Annotated in this window: 11 protein-coding genes; 6 read left to right on the forward strand and 5 right to left on the reverse strand. The window is 69.9% G+C overall.

Translation table 11 applies throughout. The features are described from left to right. Positions 1–6: 6 nt before the first annotated feature. Together wrbA and G1H11_RS19235 are read left to right on the forward strand one after the other, a co-directional pair. Complete coding sequence (gene wrbA, locus G1H11_RS19230; RefSeq protein WP_163820212.1) at positions 7–648, forward strand: NAD(P)H:quinone oxidoreductase; 642 nt, start codon at positions 7–9, stop codon at positions 646–648. 29 nt (positions 649–677) lie between these two features. Next, positions 678–1520, forward strand: a complete 843-nt coding sequence (locus tag G1H11_RS19235) for an LLM class flavin-dependent oxidoreductase (protein ID WP_216843932.1) — start codon at positions 678–680, stop codon at positions 1518–1520. Between the two features lie 6 nt (positions 1521–1526). Here G1H11_RS19235 and G1H11_RS19240 read toward each other — a convergent pair whose 3' ends face one another. The 5 genes from G1H11_RS19240 to G1H11_RS19260 are packed head-to-tail and all read right to left on the reverse strand — an operon-like array spanning position 1527 to position 9289. Further along, positions 1527–4784: an ATP-binding protein gene (locus G1H11_RS19240; protein WP_174257788.1), complete on the reverse strand. Its 3258-nt coding sequence runs from the start codon at positions 4782–4784 to the stop codon at positions 1527–1529. Positions 4785–4824: 40 nt separating this feature from the next. Continuing rightward, positions 4825–5757 (reverse strand): phosphotransferase, encoded by a 933-nt coding sequence (locus G1H11_RS19245; protein WP_163820214.1) that lies wholly within the window; start codon positions 5755–5757, stop codon positions 4825–4827. Beyond that, positions 5747–7222: an aldehyde dehydrogenase family protein gene (locus G1H11_RS19250; protein ID WP_163820215.1), complete on the reverse strand. Its 1476-nt coding sequence runs from the start codon at positions 7220–7222 to the stop codon at positions 5747–5749. The genes G1H11_RS19245 and G1H11_RS19250 overlap by 11 nt, the downstream gene beginning before the upstream one ends. Before the next feature lie 4 nt (positions 7223–7226). Continuing rightward, positions 7227–8072 (reverse strand): 5'/3'-nucleotidase SurE, encoded by an 846-nt coding sequence (gene surE / locus G1H11_RS19255; protein WP_163820216.1) that lies wholly within the window; start codon positions 8070–8072, stop codon positions 7227–7229. Beyond that, complete coding sequence (locus G1H11_RS19260) at positions 8069–9289, reverse strand: NAD(P)/FAD-dependent oxidoreductase (RefSeq protein WP_163820217.1); 1221 nt, start codon at positions 9287–9289, stop codon at positions 8069–8071. Before G1H11_RS19260 ends, surE begins: the two co-directional genes overlap by 4 nt. Before the next feature lie 120 nt (positions 9290–9409). Between G1H11_RS19260 and G1H11_RS19265 the strand changes: the two genes are divergently transcribed. The 4 genes from G1H11_RS19265 (at position 9410) to G1H11_RS19280 (ending at position 14022) form a co-directional block, all read left to right on the forward strand. Further along, entirely contained in the window at positions 9410–10366 is a 957-nt protein-coding gene (locus G1H11_RS19265; protein ID WP_163820218.1) for an LLM class flavin-dependent oxidoreductase, read from the forward strand. Positions 10367–10484: 118 nt separating this feature from the next. After that, on the forward strand, positions 10485–11618 hold the full coding sequence (locus tag G1H11_RS19270; RefSeq protein WP_163820219.1) for a sugar ABC transporter substrate-binding protein: 1134 nt from the start codon (positions 10485–10487) through the stop codon (positions 11616–11618). Beyond that, the gene (locus G1H11_RS19275) at positions 11615–13066 is read left to right on the forward strand and encodes an ATP-binding cassette domain-containing protein (protein ID WP_163820220.1); all 1452 of its coding nucleotides are present in this window, start codon (positions 11615–11617) and stop codon (positions 13064–13066) included. Before G1H11_RS19270 ends, G1H11_RS19275 begins: the two co-directional genes overlap by 4 nt. Continuing rightward, positions 13063–14022, forward strand: coding sequence for an ABC transporter permease subunit (locus G1H11_RS19280; RefSeq protein ID WP_163820221.1), 960 nt, complete (start codon positions 13063–13065; stop codon positions 14020–14022). Before G1H11_RS19275 ends, G1H11_RS19280 begins: the two co-directional genes overlap by 4 nt.

Here is a 14022-nt window from a genome sequence, read left to right on the forward strand (position 1 = left end):
CCCATCATGAGCACCCCCGAAGCACGAATCGCGATCGTCTACTACTCGTCCACCGGCAACGTCCATCGCCTCGCCCAGGCTTTCGCGGACGGCGCGGCGGACGCCGGCGCCCAGGTGCGGTTGCGCCGGGCGGCCGAGCTCGCCCCCGATGCGGCGATCGACTCCAACCCGGAGTGGCGGGCACACCTGGACGCCACCGCTCACATCCAGCAGGCCACCCTGGACGACCTTCGCTGGGCCAACGGTTATGCGTTCGGCACACCCACCCGGTTCGGCAACGTCAGCTCGCAGCTCCGGCAGTTCCTCGACACCACGGGCGGGCTCTGGGAGGCCGAGGAACTGGCCAACAAGCCGGCCACCGGCTTCACCAGCAGCCATTTCCCGCACGGCGGGCAGGAGGCCACACTGCTGTCCTTGTACAAGACCCTGTACCACTGGGGAGCGATCGTCCTGCCGACCGGCTACGTCAACTATGAGGTAGCCGCCGCTGCTGGCGGCAACCCGTACGGCGTCAGCTTCGTCGAGGAACAGGCGGCCGACGACACCCACGTGAAGGCGGTCCTGGAGGCAGCGCGCCACCAAGGCGAACGGCTGGCGCACACCGCCGTGCTGCTGGCATCGCTGACAGACCAGCCAGCAGCGGCGTGACCGGCCGATCAGGATCGATGGAGTTCGGCGTGTTCCCCGTGCCCATCGCGGCCGAACATGCTGATCTGCTGCGCCAGGTCCAGCTGGCTGAACATCTCGGCTTGGACCTGGTCGGTGTCCAGGACCATCCCTACCAGCGACGGTACCTTGACACGTTCACGCTCTTGCCGTGGCTGGCAGCTCGGACCGACCGCATCCGGTTCTTCCCCGACGTCGCCCATATGCCGTTGCGACCTCCAGCGATGCTCGCCAAGGCGATCGCCTCACTCGACGTCCTCAGCGGCGGGCGGATCGAACTGGGCCTCGGGGCCGGGGCGTACCCCGAGGCCAGCCAGGCCATGGGCGCTCCTGTACGTCAGCCACGCGAGTCGGTCGCCGCGGTGGAAGAGGCGATCAGCATCATCCGCCGGTTCTGGGAATCGCCTCGGCAGGCCATCCATCATCGTGGGCGACACTTCGAACTCGGCGGGGTCAAGGCGGGTCCGCCTCCGGCCCATGACATCGGCATCTGGGTCGGTGGTGACGGGCCGAGAATGCTGCGGGTCGTCGCTTCCATGGCGGATGGCTGGATCTCTCCTGGGACGAGGCATCTCACATTCGGCGGGCTACTGGCCAAACGGGACGAACTCGATCGCTACGCCGCCGACGCGGACCGGGACCCGGCGACGATCCGGCGGCTCACCGACGTGAGCGGCACCATCACCGACGGACCCACCTCCAGCTGGTTGCATGGGCCGGTGGACCACTGGGTCGACGAGCTCAAGGCGCTCGCCGCCGCGGGATTCGACACGTTCATCTTCTGGCCGGATGAAGCGACCGACGAGCAGATCCATGCCTTCGCCGAGGTGGCCGGCCAGCTCCGAGGGGGCTAGCCGACGTCACGGGAGCTCGTCGGCGCCCATCTCACCGCCCCGGGCGAACTCGGCGTCGAACGCGCTCCTACCGAGTGCGGTCCGTACCCGGTCCGTGATCCGGTCGATGTCGCCGCGCTCGGCGGGCGGCGTCGGCGCGGCCGCTGCGTCCCTCCCCGCCGCGGCCGCGCCGAGCAGCTTCGCCGCGTGAGCATGTTCGCCGATCAGCGAAGACGCGCCGGCAAGTCCTTCGAGCGCCAACGCGACGGCCCGGGCGTCTCCTGTTTTTCGTGCCACGGCCAGTCCGTCCGTATGCAGGGCGCTAGCCGACGCGGCGTCACCACGCAGCTCGGCGACGAAACCCAGCTCAGCGAGGATCAAGGCGGTGCCAGGAAGGTAGCCCGTGCGGTCGTGCCAGTCGAGCAGGTCCCGCAGCCGGTGTTCGGCGTCGTCGAGCTCGCCCTGGCGCCGTGCGCCGAGGGCCAGGCCGATCGCGGCGAAGGCGGCGGCGGCCCCGTCCGATTGTTCCTCCGCCAGGCGATACGCGCGCTGGTGGAACTCTGCGGCCTCTGCGAAGCCACCGGCAAGCAGGGAGACCCGGCCGAGGCTGGCCAATTGCATCGACACCGCCGGCCAGAGTTCCAGGTCCTCGGCGATACGAAGGGCATCTCGATGCAGGCGGGCAGCACCGGCGTAGTCGCCTTCGATCTCCGCCAGCACGCCGAGCAGGTGTGTCGGGTGGAGCCGTCCCCAGTGGTCACCGAGCTCGTCGAACAGGAGTGTCGACTCTTCGCTGTCACGCCGCACCGCGGCGAGCCTTCCTTCCACCAGCGCATGTTCGGCACGGGTGAACAGGGCGGCCGCGATCCCCCACCGGTCCCCGAGCCGCCGGAAACCGGCCAAGGCCTCGGACACCAGGCGCTCACCCACCGCCATGTCGCCCGAGCCCAGCATGGTGAAGGCGCACAGCCACTGCGCGCGTGCCCGGCCCGCCGGGTCGTCCAGCTCGTCGTACAGTCCGAGAGCGGCACCGCGGCGGGCCACCGGATCGTCCTGGTAGTCGGTGAACGCCACGCCGGCCAGCCATGCCGACGCCTCCGCCCGGGCCGTGTGGGCAGCGCCGTCCGCCGCGCCCGTCCCCAGCGCAAGTGTCAGGCAGCGGCGCGCCTCCTGGTGGCGGCCGCGGAGGAACCAGTACCACGCCAGCGAATTGACCAGGCGCAGCGCGATATCCGTTGCGTCCGCCTGGACGGCGATATCCAACGCGGCACGCAGGTTGGCGGCCTCGCTGTCCAGTCGCCGCAGAGCCTCGCGCTGGCCGTGTCCACGCAGCAGCGGGCCGGTTCGTTCAGCCAAGCCCGCGTAATACGCGGCATACCCGCCGCGCACGGCCGCCGACTCCCCCGACTCGTCCAGCCGTTGCAGGCAGTATGCCAAGACCGACTCCAGCAATCGGTACCGCCGGGTGCCTTCTCCTTCGGAGACGGCGACCAGTGATCGGTCGACCAGGATTCCGAGGGCGTCGACGACGTCGGCCGCGGTGATGTCGCCCCCGGCACATACGTCCTCGGCAGCTCCGAGCGTGCAACCTCCTGCATGAACGGCCAGCCGGCGCAGCACGGCCTGCTCGCGCGGCTGCAGCAGTTCCCAACTCCAGTCGATCATCGCCCGGAGCGTCCGCTGCCGCTGCGGTGCCGTGCGATGCCCGGCGGCGAGCAGCCGGAACCGGTCGTCGAGGCGGGCGGCGAGCTCCCGCACGTCCAGCGTCCCCACCCGGGCAGCCGCAAGCTCGAGCGCGAGTGGGATGCCGTCCAGCCGGCGGCAGATCTCCACCACCGCCGCGGCATTGCCGGAGGACAGCTCGAACCCAGGCGCGGTCGCGGCGGCACGGGCGACGAACAACTGAACTGCCGCAGCCCGAGCAGAGGTGCGCCATGGCGCGTCCGGATCAGGCAGCTCGAGCGGCGGCACCGGGAAGACCACCTCCCCGGAGAGGCGTACCGGTTCCTGGCTCGTCACGAGCACCAGCAACCCGGGTGCCGCTCTCAGTAGCCGCTCGACCAGGTGGGCCGCGGGCTCGATCACATGCTCGCAGTTGTCCAGCACCAGGAGCAGCCGTTTGGAGCGCAGGGCAGCCGCCAGCCGGTCGGTCACACCGAGGTGTTCCGCGCCCGCCGGGACACCCATCTCCGAGTCCTCACGGACCCCGAGTACGGCCGCGACAGCGGTCGCGATCGAGCTGACACCGGTGGCAAGGCCGTCCGCGGCCGGCTGACGTGGCTGGCTGGCGAGTTCCACGATCCAGCTGCCGTCCGGGCACCTGCCTTCCATGGTCCGGGCCACCTCGATCGCGAGCCGGGTCTTGCCGACTCCACCGGGACCCGTCAGCGTCACCAGCCGGGCGGCATCGAGAACGTCCTTCAGCTCCGCGATAGCTGCGCTCCTGCCCACCAATCCGCCGTCCGGCTCCGCGGAGATCGCCGCCGGGAGATTGGTGGCAGGCCGTGCTACCGGTATGGCTGGGCCGGCTGCCGGTGCCAGGTCCGGATCCTGCCGGAGGATGGCCTGGTGCAATTCGACCAGCTGCGCGCCGGGGTCGGCACCGAGACTGTCCCGCAGGTGCCGGCGGTGCTGCTCATAGACTTCTAGCGCCTCGCCCTGCCGCCCTGATCCGTAGAGCGCACGCAGGTGTGCCGCACGCAACCGCTCGCGGAGGGGGTGCTGCGTGACCACGTCGCCCAGCTCACCGACGAGCAGCGTGTGCTCACCCAGCTCCAGGCGTGCCTCCGCGAGGTCCTCCAGCGCCACCAGCCGCTGCTCGTCGAGACGGATCGCCGAGCCCCGCGCGAACTCCATGTCGGCGACCTCGCCGAAGGTGGGTCCGCGCCACAGTGCCAGCGCCTCGGTCAGCAAGGCGACTCTTCCCCTGGGATCCCGCCGAGCTCGCGCTTGCGCGATGAGCATCCCGAACCGTCCCGCGTCGACCGCTTCGGGTCCCACGTTCAGGCGGTACCCCGACGGCCCGGACTCCACGAGATCCCGGGCACCCGGCTCCGCCTCGTCCAGTGCCCTGCGCAGCTGGGACACCCTGGCCTGCAGCGTCCCGGCATGGTTACCGGGCGCGTCCGACGTCCACAGATCCTCGATCAGCCGGTCCGCCGGCACCGGCCGGCCTTCATGGACGAGCAGGTCGGCCAGCAACGCGCGAACCTTGAGGCCAGGGATGCTCACCGGGTTTCCATCCAGCGTCCACACCGCCAGCGGGCCAAGCACCCCGAATCTCATCGGTTCACCATATCCGGGCCTGTCGCGGGCACAGCACGCGTCATGTGGCGAGCCGGAGCCGTTCGGCGAACCGGGAGCTGGAGCGCAGCCGGTGCGCCCGGTCGACATATTCGTCGGTCCAGGCGTCGTAGTCCCAGTCGATGGTGAGCACCGGCTTCGCAATGATCGCCCAGGCCGCCTCGCGCACGGCCGAGACGAACGCCATCAGTGCCACCCGGGCCTGGTCCACGGGACGCACCTCACCGAAGTACGCGAGGAGCAGCCGGTCCTGTTCGTCGCTGTCCAGTTCGCCGTTGACGCAAACTCCGCCCAGATCGAAGTAGGGATTTCCCATACCGGCGTACTCCCAGTCGATGATCCGCAACTGCTCGCCGTCGACGATCACGTTCTGCAGCTGCAGGTCGTTGTGGCAGAGCCGATCAGGGATGGCCGACGCGGCGAATACGGCACCGACCTCGGCCGCGGAGTCGGCCAGCGCTTGCATGCCCTGGGGTAGCCGGAGGCCCTCCCGCTCCGCCAGGGCCAGGTAGGCGCGGATGTCGTCGAAGGCGGACCAGCGGCCGTCGACCGGTCCCGCGTCGTGCATGCGGTACAGCGCCTGGCCGAGCGCCTCGATCACGCCGTCGGCGCGGACCCGTTCGGCGTCGAGCACGGCACCGTCGACGAAACGATAGGCGCAGTGTCCCTCCGGCAACGTGACGGCGGCCAGCTCGGGAGCGAGTCCGGCTGCGGCCGCCGCTCGGTGACCGGCAAGCCCTCTGGCCCGGTCGATGCCGAATCGGTCGACGCCGAGCTCGGCGATGCGCAGGACCCACGGGCCACCGGCGTCGTCGACCTTGAAGTTGCGGTTGCTCGCACCGCCCGGCAGCGGGGCGACCGACGCGTTCTCGGTGACGAACGCGAAATCCGGCTGAGCCAGGAGTTCGGCCACGTGCGTGCGGTCGGCCGGCGTCAGCCGGGGGTCAAATCGCATCGTCGCCCCTCTCCGGAGCCACCGCTATCGCCACATGCTTGTGGTTGGTGTGCGCCTCGAGTGCGTGAATCGAGAGGTCCGCGCCGAAGCCGGAGTCTTTCCGGCCACCAAACGGCATCTCCGCGACGGTGGCGCCATGGCTGTTCACCCAGACCGTGCCCACGTCGAGCCGGCGGGACACCCGCATGGCCCGGTCGAGATCGGCCGTCCACACCGACGCCGCGAGTCCCTGGGCCACACCGTTGGCCATGGCGACCGCTTCCGCCTCGCCGGAGAACGGCGTGACCGTCACGACAGGGCCGAAGACCTCTTCCTGGACGATCTCGTCGTCATGCCGTGTTCCACGCAGGACGGTCGGCGAGTAGAAGTAGCCGCGCTCCCAATCGCCGGCCCCGCCCACGACCAGCTCGACGCGGCCGGTTCCGAGCGCCCGCTCGACGAGGCCGGCGACGCGATCACGGTGATCGGCGGAGACAAGCGGGCCCATGGTGGTAGCCGGGTCGAGGCCGTTCCCCACCACCACCGACCGGGCGACCCCGGCGATGGTTTCCACGACCTTGTCGTGGATGGCGGGTGCGGCGTAGACCCGGCTCGCGGCATGACAGTCCTGTCCGCTGTTGCGGAATGCCGCCATGAAATAGGCATCCGCGAGCCGGTCGAGATCGGCGTCGTCGAAAACCAGAACCGGCGCGTTGCCGCCAAGCTCCAGGTGGATGCGCTTGACCGACTCGGATGCGGCGCGCATCACGGCCTTACCGGTAGCCGTCCCGCCGGTGACGGATACCATCGCGACGCCAGGATGCCGCACCAGCGCCTCCCCTGTGGAAGGTCCGCCGGTGACCACGTTGAGTACGCCCGGCGGCATGACCTCGGCGGCGATCTCAGCAAGGCGCAGCGTGGACAGCGGTGTAACCGGCGACGGCTTCAACACCACGGTGTTGCCTGCCGCGAGTGCCGGTGCGATCTTCCAGACGCCCAGCGCGAACGGGTAATTCCACGGAGCGAGGGCGGCGACCACCCCGACGGGCTCGCGCCGCACGAAGCTGGTGAACGGCGGCCGGTACTCCTGCGCCGCGATGCCGTGCAGCACACGGGCGGAGCCGGCGAAGAACCTGACCTTGTCGATGGCGCTGGCGATCTCCGCCGGGGCGAGCGCCAGTGGCTTGCCGACGTCGAGGGCTTCGAGCCCGGACAGCTCATCGGCGTGATCCTCGAGCGCATCCGCGAACCGAAGCATGCTGGTGGCGCGGTCACGGGGTGGGAGGTCGGCCCAGCTCTCGGCTGCCGACGTGGCAGCGGCCACGGCGAGGTCGACGCCGCGGTCGCCCACATCCGGTACCTCCGTCAGCGGTTCGCCCGTCACGGGGTTCCGGACCACGATTCCGGTGTCGCCGATGTCCGTTGGAGATCCGGCGATCACCGGCAAACGAGGAAGCCCGCGGGCCTTCGGGTCGTAGGTGCTCATCTGGCTATCTCCTCGCGGACGCGTCGTCGGAACGGAGTGTGGCCGGGAGTCCGCCGGCCACCAGCCGGCGTGCCCACGTGTCTAGATCAGCCGTACGTGCCGGATCGTGCCAGTCGAGCGACAGCGGGGTCAGCGAGACCCGGCCGGCGCGCAACGCGGCGGCATCGGTCCCCGGGGCGAACTCGAGAGCCGGCTCCGGATCCTCGGGAAGGCCGTACAGGTGCAGCAGATCCGCATCGTCCGGCTCGGCGACCACCCGTCCCACACCGTGCGTGCGCCGGCTCAGCCTGGTCACGTCAAGCCCGCTGTCCATCTCCACGCCGGCCGGCAGGTTCACGGTGAGCGCGAACCGTCCAGGAGGTGGGTCTTCCGCCACGGCGGCCACAAGGCGCGCTGCCACGTGAGTGCCGGGCTCGAACGTGTGTGGCCCCCGGTCGCGGAACCTGAAGTCCCCGGTGTCGGGCTGCTGGGAGAAGGCGAGTCCCGGCCGGGAGAGGAGCGCGGCCTCGACGGCCGCACCCACCGTGCCGGAGTAGAGGGCGTCGTCGCCCACGTTGAGCCCGTGGTTGACTCCGGCCACCACCGCATCCACATCCGCGGCCCGGTCGGTCAGCAAGGCTCCCCGGACGCAGTCGACGGGGCTGCCGTCACAGGCGTACACGGGCCCGTCGGACTGGTGACGAGCGGTGAAGCGCACCGGGCGACGGGGGGTGCACCTGCGCGCCGCGCCGCTGCGGTTGCTGTCCGGGGCGACGACCACGACGTCCATGCCGAGGGCGCACAGTTCTCGCCGCATGCTCCACAGCCCGGCCGCTTCGATGCCGTCGTCATTGGTCAGGAGGACTTTCATCGGCTTTCCACCACGGTCAGCGAGGAACGGCCAGGGAGGTAGCGGCGCGCCTCCGGGATCGAGCGGGCCTCACCCAGCACGGCCCATTCCGCGGCGATCCGGCCGTAGACCAGACCGTTGGTCAGGCCGACGCCGCCACCACCACACGCGAGCACCACCGTGGGGTGGTCGGGGTGCGGCCCGATCTGGGGCAATCCGTCGGGGCTGATCGGGTAAAGCCCTGACCAGCCGCCGGCGAACCTCAGGTCGCCGGCTCCGGGCAGCCGAAGCGTCAACCGCTGAGCGACTTCGATCGCATAGTCGTCGCTGACGCCGCGGTCGAAGCGGTCCGGGTCCTCACTCGCGTGGCCGTCGAGCACGTCGTGCGTGTGCAGCCCGGCGAGCAGAAGTGCGGGGCCTTCACCGCGAAAGTACAGGGCGTAGTCGCCGCTGCCGGGGACGTACTCGTTCACCGCGGGAACGGTGCGATCCAGCGGGCGGGGCAGCTGGACTTGCACTACCTGATGACGCTGCGGGACCAGCGGCACCGGTGCCTCCAGCATCTCTCCGACCTGCGATGCCCACGCGCCGGCGGCGTTGACGACGACGTCTGCCTCCTCGTGGGACTCGGCTCCATCGGCTGACATGGTGGTGAGGATATGGCGACCACTGCGTGCTCGGCGGTGGCCGGTCACCGTCTCCGTTCTGATTCGCGCGCCCAGATCACGTGCGAGACCGGCAAGCACCGAGCACAGCTGATGTCCGTCGAGGTGGCCGTCGCTGGGCCCGTAGAGACCCCCCGCCAAATCTTCGACGTGCAGGCCCGGAACCACACCGGCCAGCTCCGGAGGGGTCAGCAACGCGGCATCCGGCACACCGAGCGACCGTTCTACCTCCAGTGCCCCGGCCAGCCGGGCGAGCTGTTCCTCGGTGCGCGCCAGCCGGATGTAGCCGTCCCGGCGCAGGTCGAGTCCGCGGTCTCGCTCGAGTTCACTCAGGAAGCGCTCTGCCTCGATCCGGATGGCTATGTCGAGCGGGTCGACCGCTTGCCGGTTGAAGATGCCGGCGGAAAGCCCGGACGATCCCGCCGCCGGGTGATCGCGTTCGAAGACGGTCACCTGGTGTCCGAGCTGAGCCGCCCGGACCGCCGCCGCGAGGCCCATCGCCCCGGCGCCGATGACCGCGATCCGGGGCGGAGCGGGATGATGCCGGCCAGTGTCGGCCTCGGTCCGGTGCATGAGGACTCTCCCGATGGCTGTTGACGACGTCCACTCGCAGTGCGTAGCCTAACGCTTGTTAGGTTGGCTCGCAAGGATTAGTCGGCGCGAGGCCGGGCCGACTCGGACGAAGGAGACGGCATGAAGTACGGCATCTATGTCCCGAACTGCTGGTCCTATGGCACGGTCGGCGGACTCACCCGGCTCGCCCTCGAGGCCGAGGAGGCCGGCTGGGACGGCTTCTTCATCTGGGACCACCTCCTGATCGCCGAGGACATCCCGCTGGTGGACTCCCAGGTGGCCATGGCCTCGATCGCCGCTGCCACCTCGGCCGAGGGCCTGAAGTCGATCGGCTCGCTGGTGACCCCCCTCGCCCGGCGCCGGCCCTGGAAGGTCGCGCGAGAGACGGCCGCGCTGCAGGAGCTCGCCGAAGGCCGTCTGGTGGTGGGCATCGGCCTGGGCCAGCCGCCGGAGTACGTGTTCTCCAATCAGGAGCTGCCCACTCCGCCCGAGCGCGGCGTGGCACTCGACGACGCGGTGGAACTGCTTGTCGGCTTCTGGAGCGGACAGCCGGTCACGTGGCGACGCCCAGCCGAACGGTGTGGCGACGGTGAGAGTGTCCCACAGGTGGACGCCCCGCCCTTCCTCCCGGCACCCGAGCCGGTGCCGCCGATCTGGGTGGCCGGCGCCGTCTACCGGGAGCCGGCGCAGAAGGAGCCGGACGTGGTGGCGATGAGCAAGGACGAATACAAACCGCAACTCGTGGACCGCACAGTCGACCAGCCGACCAGGCCATTCCGGCGCGCGGCGCGCCATCAGGGGCTGTTTCCGATCACGATGCCCTGGGACAACTCCCGGCCGATCACGCCGGCCGAGCTCCGGCTGGCGGTCGACATGGCATTCCCGGACGACGCACCCCCGGACGGGTACGACGTCATCGCGTATGGCCGGACCGCCGGCCCCGACGCCCCGACCTCCCTCGGTGACCTGGACCTTTTCCAGGAGACTGGGGCCACCTGGTGGCTGGAATCGCCGCCGGACCTGGCCTCGCTCGAGGATGCCTCCGCCATCATCGCCGCCGGACCACCCACGCGCTGACCGCGCGACGGGCCGAGCTGGACCACCTCTTGACGGGACGCCGCGGCACCTCTAGCATTCCGAAAACTAACGATCGTTAGGTAAACGTCCTCAGACGCTGAACGGGGAGAGTGCCGTGATGTCCAAGAGAACGCTCCGCCCTCTACGCACCGCGACGATGACAGCCGGGATCGCTCTGATCTGTCTCGCCTGCGGCACATCGCCGGACGCGCAGACGGCCACCGGTGACACATCCGGAGAGGACGTCGCCCGCTTCCAAGCCGTGGCGGAGGCGGCGATGGAGCCGGCGACGACGTTCACCGGCCCGGCCGAGGGCCCGCCCGCCGAACCCGACAAACGCATCGTCTGGATCTCGTGCGGACTAGCCGCCGAAGGCTGCAACCTGCCGGCCGAAGGAGCCAAGGAAGCTGCCGAGGCGCTGGGCTGGGAGATCAAGATCGAGGACGGCCAGTTCAGCCCGTCGTCCTACAGCCAGGCGATCCAGGAGGCCATCGACCAAGGGGTCGACGGGATCGTTCTCAACGCCATCTCCAGTGAAGCCGTGGCCGAGCCGGTGCGCCGGGCCCGGCAGGCCGGAATCGTGGTCGGCTCGTTCGACTCCGCGAACACGCCGTCCGACGACGGCGTGTCGTTCGAGGTCAACGCGCAGAACGCGGCCCAGGGCGAGGCCCTGGCCAGCTACCTGATCTGGCAGTCCGGAGGCGAGGCACGGCCGTTCCTGCTCTTCGCTCCGGAGTTCAAGGCCGTCACCGAGTGGCTCGGAGCTGCCAAGGAGACCTTCGAGAGCTGTTCGAGCTGTCAGATCGTCGACGAGCGGACCATGGTCGCCAGCGACGCGGCGACCAGCGTCCCCCAAGTTCTGATCAATGCGAAGCGCCAGAACCCGGGCATGAACGTCCTGGTCGGTCCTTACGACGCGGCGCTGCTTCAAGCCGTCCCCTCGCTCGAGGCGGCCGGTGTGACCTCGGACCTGATGATCGGGTCCTTCAACGCCATCAGTCCCACCGTGCAGTACATCCGCGACGGCCTGTCCGAGGCGACGGTCGGCCCGGCGATGCGGTGGGGCGCATGGGCGGCGATGGACAACATGAACCGGGTGTTCGCGGGCCAGGAGCCGGTGGAGCAGAACGTGCCGTTCCGGCTGATCACCTCACAGAATGTCGATTCTCTTCCGGCCGACCAGCCGTGGGACGGCGACACCGACTACCGCAGCTCCTACCAGGAGCTTTGGCTCGTCGAGGCGGACGAGTGAGCTCCGCCCTGGCGGTCGAGAAGCTGACGAAACACTTCGGGGCCACGACCGCGCTTGACCAGGTCTCGCTCCAGGTGGCTCCGGGCCGGGTGCATGCCTTGATCGGACTCAACGGATCCGGGAAGTCGACACTGGTCAAATGCCTCTCTGGGTTCCTGGAGCCGGACAGCGGAACCGTCCTGTCCGAGGAGTCGGCGTTCGTCCACCAGGACCTCGGGCTGGCGTCGTCGCTGTCCGTCACGGAGAACTTCGTCCTCGGCCGGCCACCGGTGATGCGAGGACTGCGGATCGACCGGCGTGCCGAACGGGAGCTGGCTCGCCGGGCGCTGGCTCCCGTCGGACTCGCTGATCGGCTCGACCACCCGGTCAGCGCGCTCAGTACAGCCGAGCGCGTGGTTCTGGCGATCGCCAGGGCGCTCGACGGGACCACCACGTCCGCGTCGAGCGCTCTGGTCCTGGACGAGCCGACGTCTGCCCTGCCCGCCGACGAGATCGGTATCGTGACTCGCGCCATCCGCGAGCATGCCGGCCGCGGCATGGGCATACTCTTCATCACGCACCGCCTGCAAGAGGTCTGCGATCTCGCCGACGACGTGAGTGTCCTGCGCGACGGCCAGCTGGTCCATTCCGGGCCGGTCGGGGATATGTCGATCGCCGACCTGGTCGCCACGATGACCGGGACGAGAACACGGGCGGCCGCCCCGCCGGCGCGAAGCGGCCCGCGCGGGGAACCCGTGCTGCATGCGACGTCGTTGTCCGGCCGGCAGATCCAGGATGTCGACCTCACCCTGCACGCAGGCGAGATCGTCGGTGTCTTCGGGATGCTCGGCAGCGGCGTGGAGGAACTCGGCGGGCTGCTGGCAGGCCGGGAACGTCCCGCGTCGGGCCGGGTCGACCTGGTCGACGGTGCCGGCCACGCTCGCCGCGCAGGAGCGATCGGCTACATCCCCAGCGACCGCCCCAACAAGGCTGTCCTCCCGGGTCTCAGCGTCCGGGAGAACCTGTGCCTGCCCTCGCTGCGCGGCCTCGTACGGCGTGGCCGGATCGATCGGAGCCGTGAGCACGCTCTCGCCCGGCGGCTCGTCACCGACATGGGCGTCCAGCCTCGAGATCACGGCGCCGCGATCCTCGCTCTGAGCGGCGGCAACCAGCAGAAGGTGGTTCTGGGCCGATGGCTTGCCGTGGCTCCACCGGCCATCGTCGCGGAGGAGATCACCCAGGGTGTGGACGTGCCGGCGAAGGAGGACCTGCTGGCACAGGTTCGCGCCTATGCCGCCCGCGGCGGGGCGGTCGCCCTGCTGGCGCTGGAACCCGAAGAGGTGCTCAGCACATGCGACCGCGTGGTAGTCCTCCGGCATGGACGGCTCGTCGACGCCGCACCCCGGTCGCAGACATCCGTGAGCGAGGTGCTCGCGGCGATGCACGGAACAGGAGATGATCTGCCGTGACGACCGCCCTCCCCAGGTACGCGATGCTCCTGCTCCTGGCCGCGATGGTGCTGACGTTCAGCCTGCTCCGCCCGGAGACTTTCGCCACCGTGGCCAACGTGCGGACGATCTTCCTGGAAAGCTCGGTCTTGGCGATCCTGGCCATGGCGGCGATGGTCCCGCTCATCGCCAAGGACTTCGACCTGTCGATCGCCTCGGTACTCGGGTTCGTCTCGTTGCTGGCCGTCGGGCTGCCGACTCGCCAGGAGCTGCCGGTGCCGGTGGCCCTCGTGGCGTGCCTCGCCGTCGGCGTGGTGATCGGCCTCGTCCACGCTCTACTGATCGTCCGATGGGAACTGCCGTCCGTGGTGGTCACTCTCGGCACCGGCACCATCCTGACCGGGCTGAGCCTGTGGTACTCGGGTGGCACGGTGATCTACGAGGGCGTTCCCGAGCAGCTCACCCGGCTGGGCAATGCGGAGGTCCTCGGCATCCGGCTTCCCGTCTTCTACATGGCGGCGGTGGCTCTCATCCTCTGGTTCGTCCTCGAGAAGAGGCCGTGGGGCCGGTATCTGTACGCCACCGGCGCCTCCGAGATCACGGCCCGGCTGGCCGGCGTCGACACGGCGAAAGCCCGCGCTGCCGCGCTGGTCGTGGCGTCGTCGCTGGCGGCGCTAGCGGGCATCGTCCTCTCCGCTCGGCTCGGCTCGGGCAGCCCGACGATCGCCAACGACTTCTTCCTGCCCGCGTTCGCCGGAGCGTTCCTCAGCATCGCCGCGTTCAAGCTCGGCTTCTTCAACCCGCTCGGCGTCATCTGCGCCGTCTACCTGCTGGCCACAGGGGTGAATGGGCTGTCGATGCTCGGTGCCCCGGCCTGGGTGGAACACGTCTTCAACGGCCTCGCGCTGGTGGTCGCCGTGGGGCTCGCCCACGTCTCCTCCGGGACCGCCCGCACGATGCACAAAGGGAGAAACTGA

Source organism: Phytoactinopolyspora alkaliphila (genome assembly GCF_010550695.1).
GTDB classification, from domain to species: domain Bacteria; phylum Actinomycetota; class Actinomycetes; order Jiangellales; family Jiangellaceae; genus Phytoactinopolyspora; species Phytoactinopolyspora alkaliphila.

What these genes read in the sequence shown, in the direction of transcription:
- wrbA (WP_163820212.1), top strand. Translation starts at nt 7, where the DNA reads ATGAGCACCCCCGAAGCACGAATCGCGATCGTCTACTACTCGTCCACC.
- G1H11_RS19240 (WP_174257788.1), bottom strand. Translation starts at nt 4,784, where the DNA reads ATGAGATTCGGGGTGCTTGGCCCGCTGGCGGTGTGGACGCTGGATGGA.
- G1H11_RS19245 (WP_163820214.1), bottom strand. Translation starts at nt 5,757, where the DNA reads ATGCGATTTGACCCCCGGCTGACGCCGGCCGACCGCACGCACGTGGCC.
- G1H11_RS19250 (WP_163820215.1), bottom strand. Translation starts at nt 7,222, where the DNA reads ATGAGCACCTACGACCCGAAGGCCCGCGGGCTTCCTCGTTTGCCGGTG.
- surE (WP_163820216.1), bottom strand. Translation starts at nt 8,072, where the DNA reads ATGAAAGTCCTCCTGACCAATGACGACGGCATCGAAGCGGCCGGGCTG.
- G1H11_RS19260 (WP_163820217.1), bottom strand. Translation starts at nt 9,289, where the DNA reads ATGCACCGGACCGAGGCCGACACTGGCCGGCATCATCCCGCTCCGCCC.
- G1H11_RS19265 (WP_163820218.1), top strand. Translation starts at nt 9,410, where the DNA reads ATGAAGTACGGCATCTATGTCCCGAACTGCTGGTCCTATGGCACGGTC.
- G1H11_RS19270 (WP_163820219.1), top strand. Translation starts at nt 10,485, where the DNA reads ATGTCCAAGAGAACGCTCCGCCCTCTACGCACCGCGACGATGACAGCC.